The sequence below is a fragment of the Bifidobacterium pongonis genome (assembly GCF_019331805.1).
GTDB lineage: Bacteria > Actinomycetota > Actinomycetes > Actinomycetales > Bifidobacteriaceae > Bifidobacterium > Bifidobacterium pongonis.
Genome location: NZ_JAHBBE010000012.1, coordinates 1 through 14,575, shown reverse-complemented (window position 1 = coordinate 14,575; position 14,575 = coordinate 1). Strand labels below are relative to the sequence as shown.

At 60.0% G+C, this 14,575-nt stretch carries 11 protein-coding genes; 6 read left to right on the top strand and 5 right to left on the bottom strand.

Annotated elements, in window-relative coordinates; genetic code table 11:
* Positions 1-35 precede the first annotated feature (35 nt).
* On the top strand, positions 36-1,871 hold the full coding sequence (locus KIH75_RS04275; protein ID WP_338024286.1) for a peptidase domain-containing ABC transporter: 1,836 nt from the start codon (positions 36-38) through the stop codon (positions 1,869-1,871).
* A gap of 173 nt (positions 1,872-2,044) precedes the next feature.
* On the opposite strand, the gene KIH75_RS04270 is transcribed toward KIH75_RS04275, so the two are convergent.
* The 3 genes from KIH75_RS04270 to KIH75_RS04260 all read right to left on the bottom strand — a co-directional run bounded on the left by KIH75_RS04270 (position 2,045) and on the right by KIH75_RS04260 (position 5,553).
* Positions 2,045-2,854, bottom strand: a complete 810-nt coding sequence (locus KIH75_RS04270; RefSeq protein ID WP_219055551.1) for a carbon-nitrogen hydrolase family protein — start codon at positions 2,852-2,854, stop codon at positions 2,045-2,047.
* Positions 2,855-3,158: 304 nt separating this feature from the next.
* The gene (locus tag KIH75_RS04265) at positions 3,159-4,310 is read right to left on the bottom strand and encodes an Mrp/NBP35 family ATP-binding protein (RefSeq protein ID WP_219055550.1); all 1,152 of its coding nucleotides are present in this window, start codon (positions 4,308-4,310) and stop codon (positions 3,159-3,161) included.
* A 121-nt stretch (positions 4,311-4,431) separates the two neighbouring features.
* Entirely contained in the window at positions 4,432-5,553 is a 1,122-nt protein-coding gene (locus tag KIH75_RS04260; RefSeq protein WP_236028036.1) for a cation diffusion facilitator family transporter, read from the bottom strand.
* Between the two features lie 346 nt (positions 5,554-5,899).
* On the opposite strand from KIH75_RS04260, the gene KIH75_RS04255 reads away from it, so the two are divergent.
* The 5 genes from KIH75_RS04255 to KIH75_RS04235 all read left to right on the top strand — a co-directional run bounded on the left by KIH75_RS04255 (position 5,900) and on the right by KIH75_RS04235 (position 11,659).
* Entirely contained in the window at positions 5,900-6,529 is a 630-nt protein-coding gene (locus KIH75_RS04255; RefSeq protein WP_219055549.1) for an ECF transporter S component, read from the top strand.
* A 202-nt stretch (positions 6,530-6,731) separates the two neighbouring features.
* Entirely contained in the window at positions 6,732-8,207 is a 1,476-nt protein-coding gene (locus tag KIH75_RS04250) for an ABC transporter ATP-binding protein (protein ID WP_219055580.1), read from the top strand.
* Between the two features lie 191 nt (positions 8,208-8,398).
* A complete protein-coding gene (locus KIH75_RS04245; protein ID WP_219055579.1) occupies positions 8,399-9,274 on the top strand; it encodes an energy-coupling factor transporter transmembrane component T family protein in 876 nt (291 codons plus the stop codon).
* A gap of 1,042 nt (positions 9,275-10,316) precedes the next feature.
* Positions 10,317-11,300, top strand: coding sequence for a hypothetical protein (locus KIH75_RS04240; RefSeq protein ID WP_219055548.1), 984 nt, complete (start codon positions 10,317-10,319; stop codon positions 11,298-11,300).
* Positions 11,301-11,518: 218 nt separating this feature from the next.
* The gene (locus KIH75_RS04235) at positions 11,519-11,659 is read left to right on the top strand and encodes a hypothetical protein (RefSeq protein WP_219055547.1); all 141 of its coding nucleotides are present in this window, start codon (positions 11,519-11,521) and stop codon (positions 11,657-11,659) included.
* A gap of 454 nt (positions 11,660-12,113) precedes the next feature.
* Here the strand turns inward: KIH75_RS04235 and glnA are convergent, their stop codons facing one another.
* Together glnA and KIH75_RS04225 are read right to left on the bottom strand one after the other, a co-directional pair.
* Positions 12,114-13,553 (bottom strand): type I glutamate--ammonia ligase, encoded by a 1,440-nt coding sequence (gene glnA, locus KIH75_RS04230; protein ID WP_219055546.1) that lies wholly within the window; start codon positions 13,551-13,553, stop codon positions 12,114-12,116.
* Positions 13,554-13,906: 353 nt separating this feature from the next.
* A partial coding sequence (locus tag KIH75_RS04225) for a DUF4191 family protein (protein WP_219055545.1) occupies positions 13,907-14,575 on the bottom strand: 669 nt, incomplete at its 5' end.

Sequence of the window (14,575 nt, the reverse complement as noted above, 5' to 3'; positions counted from 1 at the left end):
GATCCATTCGCGGGGCATGGCGCGACTCGAATTGCATGGGAGTGATTAAGGACTTCCTTGTTTCTTCCCCGGTTTTCGTGTTGAGTGCCATAGTATTGTCGCTTGCAATACAAAGCTTGGGATTGATTCCTCCAGCAGGAATGAGATTTATCGTCAATCGTCGGCAGCTGTGCACCAGCGAGGGGTTTCTGCTGGCCGCGTTCGCGATGATGCTTGTTTCTTTTGCGCTGTATTACCTGATTTCCATGCTCAATGGATTGGCGAACGCTCGATTAAGGATAGGGTTTGGGAACTTTCTATTCCGCAAATACATGCGGGGAGTGTTTGAACGAGAGTTTGCCTTTTTCATAAACCGAACAAGCGGCGATATGATCTACCGGGCGAATCTAGTGGCTGTCGTTGAACAAATGCTGGCTACCGGAATGATTGGATCGCTGGTGTCCTTCGTGTTTCTTGCCGTGTATCTGGTGATGATGATCAACTACTCACCGCAGCTCACAATGGTGACATTGGCGATTTGCTTTGTTATTCTCATCGTCTCGACGATATATGCTGCGAAATCCAAAAAGCTGGTTGATAAGGAGACCGCTGCGCAATCCGCAGTGCAACAGTCCTTTATTGAAATTTTCTCCGGAATAGAGACCGTAAAAAGCATGAATCTGGAGGGCTTCTTTTATCGGCGCTGGTCTGATTTACTGCAGAAGCAGCTTCACTTCCAGTGGAAGAGGGGCAAACTCGATGCATGGATGTCGTCACTGTCGGCGGCACTGGAATTCGTATTGCCTCTCGCCATCATCCTATGCGGTTCCGTGCTGCTCGTTCAAGATATGGTCGACTTGGGTACGGTAGTCGGATTCGTAACGTTGGCTTCTTCGTTTGTTGTGCCATTCGGCAGCATCATGACGTCCATTGGGCAGTTTGCTGCCGTTCTCTCATATATCCGCAAGATTGCAGACATTATTCCATCAGGAAAACGAACTAATGACGGGCATATGGATTATGAGATGCGGCATGTGGATGGAGAACATGCTCCTCTCCAAAGAGTCTTGTCGAGTGATTCCCAGAGCGGCAAAGAGATAACGGGAATAGGGGAGAGCCAAGAAAATCCCTCGTGCTATGCTGCGCCGCATTCCGAGCGTATCGATAACTACGGCCGGGAGAGTCTGACTGCACACAATGTCTCATTTTCGTATACGGTTTTTTCCAAGCCCGTAGTAGAAGACATTACTTTACATATTCCCAAGGGGCGCAAGGTCGCGATAGTAGGGCCCACTGGTTCGGGGAAGAGCACGGTTCTCAAGCTTCTTTCCGGATTGATTCGTCCGACGCAGGGAAGAGTGATGGTCGATGGCCATCCATGTGAAGAGTTGCCGCTTTCGTGGCGTGCAAAGAACATTGCTTTTGTCCATCAAGATACAACGGTTTTCAATATGACGTTGCGTGAGAATATCCTGCTGCGACGGACATCCGTGGATGAATCTCGATTAAGGCAAGTGTGCAAGGACTGTTGCATCGATGAATCGATGATGAATCCGGGCTTGGGACTGGACACCATGATCAGTGAACATGGTTTGAATCTTTCCGGAGGCCAGAGGCAGAAGATCGCAATCGCCCGTGCCATGGTGACCAATCCGATGTTCATGGTGATGGATGAGCCGACCAGTGCGCTGGATAATGTTACGGAAAACAAGATAATGAGAGCCCTTATGCGTGCGCCGTACGCGTGTGTGGTGGTGGCGCACAGGCTAAGCTCGATACGCATGTTTGATGAGATATATGTGATGGATGATGGGCATATTGTTGAACATGGGTCGCATGAGAGCTTAATGGCCGAGGGGAAGTTGTACGCAAAGTTATATCGTCAGCATTAGTACTGAATACGCTGGCTGCGATGATTTTTGCTCTGCTGTTTTCTCTATTCGGCTGTCCATTCGGACGAAATCGGGCAAATGAGTGTTGTTCCGGACGAAATCGGGCTCGAAAGCGTCTGAATCGACACCCATCTGCTGCACGGTCGGTTGTTTCAGGCGAATGCAGGGACAGGCTAATCAGTCGTCCGTGTCGCGCCCTGCAGCACCGGCGCTGTAAAACGCCTATTGCGTAGCACCGGCAGCGTTCGCCGAGCATTCTCCAACGTATCCCGGTCGAAATCCGCGAATACGATGTCGTCGCTTCCCGCCTGTGCGATCACATGCGCCAGCGGGTCAACGGCCATGCTATGTCCGATATTGTGCGCGCTGTGTTCGCTGCATGCCATCAAGTAGCATGTGTTCTCCAACGCACGTGCCTTGCACAGTGTCGTCCAATGATCCACCTTGTCCGCTCCACGCGCCCAGGCCGCCGAAACAACCAGCACGTCCGCGCCGGCAATGGCATGTGCCCGCGCCAGTTCGGGGAACCGCAGGTCATAGCAGGTCATCACGCCGAACCGCCAGCCGTCGATGGTGATAAGCGGGGGAACCTCATTACCCGGTTTGATTACGTCGGACTCACGCTCGCCGAACGCGTCGTACAGGTGGATTTTGCGGTAGGCGAGCCTGATTTCGCCATCATCGACGATGAGGAACACGTTGGCGGGCTTATCCGCTGCCGATTCCCGCAGGTGGACGGTGCCCATAAGCGCCACGCCGGTGCGTGCGCTGATGTCGCGCAATCCGGCGACGAACGGGCCGTTGATCGACTGCGCGTGATGCGCGGGGAAATACGGGTCGGTGGCGTCGCGGGCGATGATGCCTTCGGGTAGCAGCAGGACGCGGGCGTTCCCGGCGGCGGCCTGTTCGGCGTAGGAGCGGATGATTTCGATGTTGCGTTCCGGGCTGCGTGCGACCGCGAACTGTGCTATGGCGACTCTCATACTCGGCATTCTCGCACGCGCCCGTTAACGGCAGTGTGCGGTCGAAATGGACGAATCACGCGACAGGGCGGTCGAAATGGACGTTTTCGGGCCGGAATTCGTCCATTTCGGTAGCCAAATCACGGATTTCGTCCAAATGGGTAGTGGAGTTGACCGGGGCAGTTGGGTGGATCGGCCGGATGGGGTAGCCGGGGTCAGCCGGACGGGTTGGTCAGCTGGGTTGACCGGACGGGTTGACCGGGTCACCCGGGGTCGGTTAGCTGGGGTGGCCGGGCTGGCTGGCCGGGCCAGCCGGTCAGCCGGGTCAGTCGGACGGAAGCGCCATCAGCTGCCGTGCCAGCGAAGTGAACTCGTCCGCTAGGGGAGTGCTGGCCAACGCGCCTTCCGGTGTCAGCACCGCAGGCCGGCCAGCCTCACCGGTCTCGCGCAGTTCGGGCATCAGCGGCAACTGCGCCATCAGCGGCACATCATGGCCCAACGCCGTGCTCAGCTGCTCGGACACGCGCTTACCGCCGCCCTCGCCGAAAATCCGCAGTTTTTCGCCCTTATGCTCGTAGTAGCTCATATTCTCCACCACGCCGCGCACCTTCATCGGCACCTGCAACGACACCAGTCCGGACCGCACGGCGATATCCGACGCGGACGGCTGAGGCGTGGTCACCACCACCAGTTCGGCATTCGGCAACGCCTGTGCCACGGAAATCGCCATATCACCCGTGCCGGGCGCCAGGTCGAGCAGCAACACGTCCGGCTCGCCCCACCACACGTCGGAAAGGAACTGTTCCAGGGAACGCTGCAGTCGCGGTCCGCGCCACAGAATCGCACGATCCGCGCCCGCGAACATGCCGATCGAAATCAGTTTCACGCCCCACGCGGTCACAGGCATCAGCATACCGTTCAGATTCGTGGGCTGCGTGTGCACGCCGAACAGCCGGGGCAGCGAGAAGCCGTAGATATCCGCGTCGATTGCGGCCGTATCGTAGCCGAGCGCGGCGAACGTGGCGGCGAGATTGGCGGTTACAGAGGATTTGCCCACGCCGCCCTTGCCGGAGGCGATGGCGAAAATGCGCGTTTTGATGCCGGGCTTGCTGAACGGGTTCTGCCTGCGTTCCGCCTTAAGGGTCTGCACGAGACTGGTCAGCTTGTCTTGCGGCATGGAACCGATTTCGATATGCGGTACGAGCGTGGCGTTGGGGGAGTTCGGGTCGGTGTACGAGCGGACCGCGCCGTTGATCTGATTGGTGATGGTCTCGCTCAGGGGACAATCCTTGACGGTGAGCTCCACGCGGACGGTCACGTCGATGATCTCGCCGCCGCTCTCGCCGGTACTGTCCGACGGTACGGCGTCGATCGAGGTGATCATGCCGAGATCGGTGACGGAACGGCCCAATTCCGGGTCGATGACGTGGCTCAATCGTTCGAAAATATTCGCTTCGATGGTATGAATGTCGTTCATGGTCCTCCTGTGTGCGCCTACCACCTTAGCGGGTGGCCTCGTGCCACGCCAGAACGTGTTCGGCCGTCCGCCCCTCGCAAAAGCCGGGCGGGCGGCCGAACCGTTCGTCAAAGCGCGTCTGTTACGCCTCGGCGGAAACGTGGTTGGCGCGCCAGATATCCGGTTCCACGTAGATTTCCCACTCATACCAAGGCAGCGCGGCGCGAATGCTGCGTTCGATCTTATCCACCGTCTCCACGTCATAATCGCGGTCCAGCTTGGACGTCTGCACCTTCAAGCACAGCAGCACCGCATCCTCATCCATGTGAATCGCCTGCATGTTGATCAGACGCTCTACGCCAGGCGTAGTGGTCACGGCCTGCGCGAGCAGCTTGTGCGTACGCGGGTCGACATCCTCGCCGAGCAGCAGCGAACCGGACTTGAACGCCAATGCGGCGGAACCGACCACCAGCACCAGGCCGACCATCAGACCGCCGATCGTATCGTACAATTCGTCACCGGTCAGCATCGAACAGCCGATACCAAGACCGGCGAACAGCAGACCGATGAGCGCGAGCGTATCCTCCATCATCACCGACGCGAGTTCGGCGGACTTGGTGCGCTTCCAGAAACCGATCAGCGAATCCTCCTCGACCTTCACACGGTCCATGCGCTCGCGGGCTTCCTTGATGGACGTGTGCAGGCCGTAGCCTTCGAGGCAGGCGGAGATGACGACCACGGCCAGCGCGGCGAGCAGTTCGAGCGAGTCGACCTGGCGGGCCACGGAGCCGTCGAGCAGTCCGATGAGCTTTTGCGAGGCCTGACTGACGGCGAACACGCCGCCGACGAAAAACAGCAGTGTGGCGACGATGAAGCTGGCGAGGTATTTCGCGCGGTGCATGCCGAACGGGTGGTCGCCTTTGGATTTGCGGTCGGAGGCGCGGTCGCCGAACATGAGCACGATTTCGTTCGCGCAGTCGGCCACGGAGTGGACCGATTCGGAGAACATCGAGGAGGATCCGGTGAATGCGGCGGCGGCGAATTTCGCGCAGGCCACGCCGATGTTGGCGATGAGGGCGGCTTTGACGGCGGCGCCTCCGTTGGCGGGTTTGTTGGCGGGTTGTTGATTGGCGGCTTGTTGGTTTGCGGGCTGGCTCGTGGGCTGGCTCGCGGCGGGCGCCGTTCCCTGCGTCTGCGTCTGCGTCGACGCGGCGGGGGAGACGGATTCGTTCCGGGCGACGGTCGTATCGGTTTCGTCGGTCAATGTAGTTCCTTTCGCTCTTCCTATGCCATCCTAGGTCACGGCGGCGAAAGGGATGCCATCGTTCTCACTCCGGTGGCCGGGCCTGTGCGCATCCCGCATAACGGAGCCTCGCCACCAAACCACGCCACCGAATCCAGCCACCAAACCACGTCACTGAATCCAGCCACCGAATCCAGTCACCGAACCGGCACCCCGCGAAAATCGCACGCCCTGCGTAGTATCGGAGATGACACGGGGGCCGTACAGGCTGAGAGAAAGCGCATGCTTCGACCGTATGAACGTTTACCGGGTAATGCCGGCGCACGGACGTCTCTCTTCCCGTGCCTTGAAGAAGAAAGGCACATCAATGACTGAATCTCAAACGAACAAGACGGACGAATCCGCCGTGGTTCGCAAGCACAACAACACGTGGCGTGTGGTCGACATCGTCGTGGCGGCCATCATCGCCGTGGCATCCGGCGTGATCTTCTGGGGCTGGGACATCGTATGCACGGCTCCGCTGACCATTTTCGAAGCGGTGACTCCGGGCTTCGAAGGTCTGCTGAACGCATTCTGGCTGTTCGCCGGCCCGCTCGCCGCCGTCATCGTGCGTAAGCCGGGCGCCGCGCTGTTCGCGGAAACGCTCGCCGCCGCGCTCGAACTGACCATGGGCAACCAGTGGGGCGTGGGCGGTTCGCTGATCGTCGGCATCATGCAGGGCATCGGCGCGGAGATCGGCTTCGCGTTGTTCGCCTACAAGAGCTGGAACCTGCTGTCCACCGCGGTTTCCGGTGCGCTGGCCGGCGTGGGTTGCGGCATCTACTACTGGATTGCGAACCCGGCATGGGGTACGCTGCGTGCCAGCATCTACCTGGGCACGTCCGTTGTGTCCGGCGCGTTGCTGGCCGGTATCGTGATGTGGCTGCTGCAGCGTGCCATCGCGAAGACCGGCGTGCTCGACCGTTTCGAATCCGGCCGCGCACAGGCTCTGGTCTGATTCGCTGTGTCCCGTGCCGTTCGCCGCGGCACGGGACTTTCGCTATTCGAGGCAATGCCATTGTGGGCAGCCGTGACGAATACGCCTGTAATGGGAAGGGGAATGGGAGCCGATGACCGCCATCGACACGAATACGAATGACATGAATGACGTGAAGCCCGCCGGCGTGAAGCCTGCCGGCGTGAGCGGTGCGAATGATGCAATCGACGTGAAGCCCGCCGGCGTGATAGCACGCGACTGGGGCTGGCGGCACATGTCGCGCAAGGATTATGCGCTGCGCCACGTCAGCATCGAAATCAAACCGGGGGAGCGCGTGCTGCTGCTCGGCGCTTCCGGAGCTGGCAAATCCACGCTGATGGCCGGTCTTGCCGGTGTGCTCGGCGGCGACGATGAGGGCGAGCAGGAGGGGCGACTGCTGGTCGGCGGCGTGGACGCGCGGTCGGCGCATGGCGTTTCCGGCTTGGTGTTGCAGGACCCGGACGCGCAGACGATCCTGGAGCGCGTGGGCGATGATGTCGCGTTCGGATGCGAGAACCTGAACCTGCCCAAGGATGAGATCTGGAAGCGTGCGCGTGCCGCGCTGAACCTGGTGGGACTCGACTACATGCGTTTCGACCATTCCACCCGGCGTCTTTCCGGCGGCCAGCGGCAGCGTCTGGCCTTGGCCGGTGTGCTGGCCATGCATCCGGGTCTGCTGCTGCTTGATGAGCCGACCGCCAATCTCGACCCCGATGGCGTGAAAGAAGTGCACGATGCCGTGCGGCAGGTGGTCGAACGGACCGGTGAAACGCTGATCGTGGTCGAACATCACATCGACGTCTGGCTTGATTTGGTCGACCGGGTAATCGTGCTGGGGCGGCCCGATGAGACTTCGCCGTGCGGCGGCGTGATCGCGGACGGCACGCCGGACGAGGTATTCGGCACCATGGGCGACACGCTTGCCGAAGGCGGCGCTTGGGTGCCTGGGCGGTCCATCGAACCATGCCCTGCGGTGCATGAGCCCGGCGAAACCGTGCTTCGCGCCGACGATTTGAGTTTCGGCCGTGAATTCCCGCTTGGCGAGCATATCAACCTCGAATTCCATGCCGGCGAAGTCACCGCGTTGACCGGCAGGAACGGTGTGGGCAAATCCACGCTGGCGTTGACGTTGGCCGGTTTGCTCGCGCCGATCGCCGGGCATGTGCGCGTGGCGGAAAGCATGGTGCCAGCGCATCGTGCCAACGATGTGAGCGTCTGGAAGAGCCGTGATCTGCTTGGTCGCATCGGCATGGTGTTCCAGGAGCCGGAGCATCAGTTCGTCACGTCCAGCGTGCGCGATGAGGTTGCGGTCGGGCCGAAAAGCATGGGTATGTCGGACGGTGAGGCGTACCGGATCGCCGATGAGATGCTGGAGCGCATGAGGCTTGCGAGGTTCGCGCCGGCGAACCCGTTCACCCTGTCGGGCGGGGAGAAGCGACGGCTGTCGGTGGCGTCCATGATGGCGGCCGCGCCCAAGGTGCTGGTGATGGATGAGCCGACATTCGGGCAGGATTTCACCACATGGACGCGGATGGTGCGTTTGATCGCGGACATCCGCGATTCGGGTTCCGCGGTGATCATGGTCACGCATGACGAGGCGCTGATCGAGGCACTGGGTGCGCGTCGCATCGTCGTCTGCGAGCGGGAACGGGGACGGTAGGAAGCGACGGGGCGCTGAAAACGTCGGAACGCTGGAACGTCGGAACGTCGGAACGCTGGAACGTCGGAACGTCGGAACGCTGGAACGTCGGAACGCTGGAACGTCGGAACGTTGAAACGTCGGAACGTCGGAACGCTGGAACGCTGAAAATGGCAGGAAACAGAGGCGTAGAGGAAACAGTGAGTGAAACCATGAACGAAACCGTGAACATCGCAACGCGAGGAACCGCCGCAATCGAAACCATCGGCGTCGTGCCGCATAAGGACCGTCTCGATGAGCCGCGTGCCGCGTCGCCGTCATGGTTCATTGCGAAAATCAACCCGGTCAGCCGTTTCGTCGGCGCGCTGATCCTATGCATCCCCATGTTTTTCACACTCGACATCGTCTCCGCATCGGTCGCGTTCGGCTTGGAACTCGCACTGTTATGGATCGGCGGCATCGCGCCTTGGACGGTGCTGCGCAGAACATGGCCGGTGTGGATCGCCGCGACGGGCAGCTTCGTTTCCGTGGCGCTGTACGGCAAAACCTCCGGTACGGTGCTGGCGAATCTGGGCGGGCTCATGGTGATTTCGCAGGGGTCGCTGTATCTGGCGTTCGCCACGTTCATCCGTGTGACCGCCATCGCCGTACCCGGCGTGATTCTGGCGTTGGGACTTGACCCCACCGATTTGGCCGACGGTCTGGTGCAGATCCTGCACCTGCCATCCAAATTCGTGTACGGCGGACTGGCCGGTATGCGCATGTTCACGCTGCTGCAGGATGATTGGCGTGCTTTGGGGCAGTCCCGACGCTCCCGCGGACTAGGCGACGGCAACGTCATCAAACGCGTGTTCGCGCAGGCGTTCAACCTGTTGGTCGTGTCGATTCGACGCGGTACGAAACTGGCCACGGCGATGGAAGCGAGGGGCTTCGGAACGGACACGCCCCGCGGGCAGGCGCGCGAATCCAAACTGCATGCGGTTGATTGGCTGTTCTATCTGATTTGTATTCTCGTGCCGGTGATCGCGCTCACCACGGCGTACTGCACTGGCTACTGGCACTGGGCCTTCAGTAGCATCTCCAACTAAGCCAACCATTCATCACCGAAATCAGACAAAATTGGCCCGCTTTTGTCCGATTTCGGACAAGACGCCCCACCCCCCCCCACTTCCCTCATTACCGAAATCAGACAAAATTGGCCTAATTCTGTCCGAAAACGGTATGAAAGCCTGTCCGTTACCGGAATCAGACAAGAATGGCCCGCTTTTGTCCGAAAACGATATGAGGCCAGCCTCACCCATACTTCTCCCATCGCCTCCGCATTACCGGAATCAGACAAAATTGGCCTAATTCTGTCTGAAAACGGTATGAAAGCCTGTCTGTTACCGGAATCAGACAGAAACGGCCCACTTTTGTCCGAAAACGGTACGGGCCAACCCAACCTCTCATTACCGGAATCAGACAAAAATGGCCTAATTCTGTCTGAAAACGGTATGAGGCGTCCAGGCCGTCGCCGAGATCGGCCCGCGTAACTGGCTACTTGGCTTATGTATGGCAGATTCGGGGGTCTGCGGAATGCTAGGTGGCTTATATATGGCACTCAAAGCGCGATATGCCGAGTATGGAGGTTGGAATTCCGCGGCTCGTACTTGGGTTTTCCGGGTTTAGGTGCCATATATAAGCCACCTGGCAAAATTCAGACCCCCAAATCTGCCACAAATAAGCGATGTGGCCGATTAAGACGGCCCGAACCGGCCTGAAGCCACCCATTCCACAATCATCCATTACCGAAATCAGACAGAAACGGCTCGCTTTTGTCCGAAAACGGTATGGATCAGCCAGAACCAGCGCAGGGGGCATCCTTCCCGGTTCACTCATTACCGAAATCGGACAGGAACTGGCTGTTTTTGTCTGATTCCGGTAATGAGATACCCCAACTTTCCCTGTGCCCTTCCACTACCGAAATCAGACAGAATTGGGCTGATTTTGTCCGAAAACGGTAATGGGGGCTTCCTCCGGAAAAGATGAAAGCAAACGGCTTGACGGGGATAGGCGATAGAGTTTCCGAAGGCTTTTTTATATTCTGGTGAGAGAGCAGAGAAACTAGCGCAAGGAAGAAAGGGGCTTCTGATGAGCGAGGAACAAGTCGATAAGACTTCTGAAAACAAGGTTGCCGATCAGGCTGTTGGCGCAAAGCGCGGGAAGCGTGGCGTCATCACAGCTGGTGTCGTCGCTGCGATCGTGCTGGCTGGTGCCGGTGCGTATGGTTGGAATGCATGGAACGGGCATCAGCTGAATGCCGCGAAGACGGATTGCGCGGCTGCATCGGAGTCGCTGCGCATCGCGATGAACGAGTACAGTGCGCTGGTGAACGGGGATGCGGCGGAGGCATCCGATATTACCGCCAAGCAGGTTTCGGACGCGAAGACCGTGGATGCGCTGGCCAAGGCATTGCGGACCGAGGAACCTGAAGTCGCGGCGTGCATTGCCGACGATAAGGCCGGGTATGAGGAACGGACCGCGGCCGTTAATTCGAACACGGCGTGGTATGCGAAGCATAAGGTGAGCCTGGCGAAGGCGGTGAAGGCGGTCGAAAAGTCGCGCGACGCGAAGACCATCGCGGACGCGGAGAAACTGCTGAAGGACTCGAAGGGCAAGGTGGCCGACGAGAAGACCCGCACCGCGCTGGACAAGGCCATCAAGGCGAAGGACGTGGACGCGGTGGCGAAGGCCGTGAAGGCGGTCAATGATTCCGTGAAGGCGAAGGAGAAGGCGGACGCGCAGGCCAAGGCCGAGGCCGAGGCGGCGGCTCGGGCCGCTCAGGCGCAGGCTCAGGCGGTGCAGGCTCAGGCTCAGTCGCAGGGGTATTCGGGTGGCTCGCAGTCCGGCGGATCGTATTCGGGCGGCGGGTACGCCGGTTCCGGCTCGCAGTCCGGCGGTTCCGCCGGCGGGAACGCGGGTTCCGGCGCATCGGGCGGCGCGGCGAACGGCGGTGGCGAGGCCGGCTCAGGGGGTTCCGGATCGGGTTCGGGTGGCCAGTGGATCTCCGGTTGCGAGGTCACGCTTGGCAATGGTCGATACGAGTATTGCGAGGGTGGTGATGTCTGGTTCTAGCGCCTGTCCGGTTCCGTGTGTTGTCGTGTGTGTGACACGCCCGAACTTGATTACATCAAAGGTATGACCCGTTGATGGTGTCAACGGCGGAAACCACAGGGGCTTCCCGAAACCCAAGGGGGCAGCATGGACGCGACAGGCGACGAACGAGACGAGACCATCGCCGCCATCGTCTGGAGGGGGGGGGCGACCTGCGCGGCTGGCTCGAAGACCGCGGCATGCCCGCCACCGAAAGGAACGTGGACGCCATGGCCGCCACGCTCGGCGGCGCCCTACACGGCCTGTGCGTCCAGCGCGGCTGGGAGGCCATCGACGACGCCGTCGCCCCCGGCGGACTGCCCGACCAGCCCGAAGCCTGAAATAAACCACGCCGGTGCGGCGGCTTCCTGCGTGTGAGCTGCGGTATCAACCGCGTGTTCGATGGGGATAGAGGCGAGTACGCTGGTAAAAGGGGCGGGTTAGAGAATCGTGATATCTTGGGTGTGCCCGCACAGCTTTTGAGAAACCTCGCTGGTGAATTACAAGTGCAAGGTTGCCATATGCCAGTAGGGTTTGTTCCCTCTTCGCACATTCCCGCTCGATCCATCGGAAACGGTTAGATTCCCCTTTTTTGAACAGGGAGACAAGTTTTAGAGCATCAGCAGATTATGTCCGAGCGTGGTCAAACAAAAACACAGCCAGGCGTGGTCAAACACGGGGAAGGCCCCATGAAGGAATCATGGGAACCCCCGAAAAACAGTTAGAGGCGGCTTCCTTGGGGAATCCAAGGAAGCCGCCTCTAACCTACGTTCAGCGTATTAGCGCGTCAACGTATCAGATGTGGAAGTAGAGCTCGTACTCCAGCGGGGTCGGAGCCAGACGGGCTTCGTCGATCTCGCCGCGCTTGAGGTCGAGCCAGGTCTCGATCAGATCGTCGGTGAACACGTCGCCGGCGGTCAGGAAGTCGTGATCCTCTTCCAGAGCGTCCATAGCCTCGGCCAGGGAGCTCGGCACCTGCTTGATGCCAGCGTGCTCTTCCGGCGGCAGCTCGTACAGATCCTTGTCGACCGGTGCCGGCGGCTCGATGTGGTTCATGATGCCGTCCAGGCCAGCCATCAGCTGAGCGGAGAAGGCGAGGAACGGGTTGCAGGACGGATCCGGAGCGCGGAACTCGATACGCTTCGCAGCCGGGGAGGTGCCGGCCAGCGGGATACGGATGGCGGCGGAACGGTTACGAGCGGAGTACACCAGGTTGACCGGAGCTTCGTAGCCCGGAACCAGACGGTGGTAGGAGTTCAGGGACGGGTTGGTGAAGGCCAGCACGGAGGAGGAGTGCTTGATCAGGCCGCCGATGTACCAGCGAGCCATGTCGGACAGGCCGGCGTAACCCTTCTCATCGTAGAACAGCGGCTTGCCGTCCTTCCACAGGGACTGGTGGCAGTGCATGCCGGTGCCGTTGTCGCCTGCGATCGGCTTCGGCATGAAGGTTGCGGCCTTGCCAGCCAGAGCGGCGGTCTCGTGCACGACGTACTTGTACTTCATCAGGTCATCGCCTGCATGCTGCAGGGAGTTGAAGCGGTAGTTGATTTCCTGCTGGCCAGCGCCGGCGACCTCGTGGTGGGAACGTTCGAGGATCAGGCCGACCTTCTGCAGGTTGGCGACCATGTCGTCGCGCAGATCCTGGGTGTGGTCGATCGGCGGAACCGGGAAGTAACCCTTCTTGATACGGTTCTTGAAGCCGATGTTCGGGGTGCCGTCGTCTTCGGTGTCAACGCCGGAGTTCCACGGGGCTTCGATGGAGTCGACCTCGTAGAAGGAACGCTGCATGGAGTTCTCGAAACGAACCTTGTCGAAGATGAAGAACTCGGCTTCCGGAGCGAAGGAGGCGGTGTCGGCGATGCCGGTAGACTTCAGGTAAGCCTCGGCCTTGCCGGCGACCTGACGGGGATCGCGGGAGTAGGGCTCATCGGTGAGCGGGTCGACGATGGAGAATGCGACGTCGAGGGTCTTGTGCTTGCGGAACGGATCGATGAAGGCGGTGGAAACATCCGGAACCAGCTTCATATCGGATTCGTTGATGGCCTGGAAGCCCTGCACCGAAGAACCGTCGAACGGCATGCCGTCCGTGAAGGCATCCTTCAGGAATTCGCTCGCCGGCACGGTGAAGTGCTGCTGAACGCCGATAAGGTCGGTGAAACGGACGGAGACGTACTCCACGCCTTCCTTATTGATAAGGGCCTCGGCATCAGCCTTGGTTTTCAGTTCGTCGGTCACGGGACCGCTCCTTTCAAAATCAGAAGTTACGAGAGACAAGCATAGAAAAGCGCGTTTCGCGGACTCGTATTTTCGGTTACGAGAATGTTTCGAGTTGAAACCTTTGACGTGCGGTGCCCGATATTCCGGGGAAACGGGGAAAACCGCCTGTCCACACAGTGGACGGGCGGCATGACGGGGCGGTGGAACGGGGCGGTGGAACGGGGCGGTGGAACGGGGCGGTGGAACGGGGCGGTGGAACGGGTTGTGTAGCGGGCAGGGCGACGGGGTGAGGCGATGAGGGAAAACGAGGGGAGTGCGGATACAAAAAATCCCGGCCGCTAGGCCGGGATTTCAAGACGATGCGTTGCGGGTCAGCGGCCGCGCATGGCACGACGGCTGATCTTCTGAGCGTGGTTCGGGTCCATGCCCTTCGGAATGTTGTAGCCGGTCTTGGCCTGCAGGGTGCGCAGACGATCGTTCAGCGTGGTCAGCTCGGTCTTGGTGAGCAGGAAACGCTGATGCGGGTGGATCTTCTTCATGAGCTTGTTGGTGGTGGTGTTCGGCTGCAGGGTCTTCAGCTTGACGATGTACTTGCGCAGATCCTTCAGCTGGACCTGACCCTTGCCGCTGCCGATGTAAACGCGGTACACGGGGATGGAGGAGCCGGCGGTCACGCCCTTGATGGCGTGCTCCTGGCGGTCCATCGCATGCTTGAGACGCTCGGCGTTGCCTTCACCGATCAGGTAGATGCCGTTGTAGCCGGTGCCGCGCCAGATGGCGTCCTTGGTACGCGGATCGACCCACACCGGTTCCTGCGGGAAGCTGAATCCTGCCTTGTTCATGTTGCTCAGAATGCTGATGGCGGCACCCGGGCGGCCTTCCATCTTGCGGAATCCGACCGCGTCGGCGCGGCGGGTCAGCATCATGGTGGCGAACAGAACGCCGAACAGGATCGCGGCGATCATCATCAGGATCCAGGTCAGCCACATCCACTTGAACACGACACCCAGCACGATCGCCAGCACGATCGGCGCGGCGAA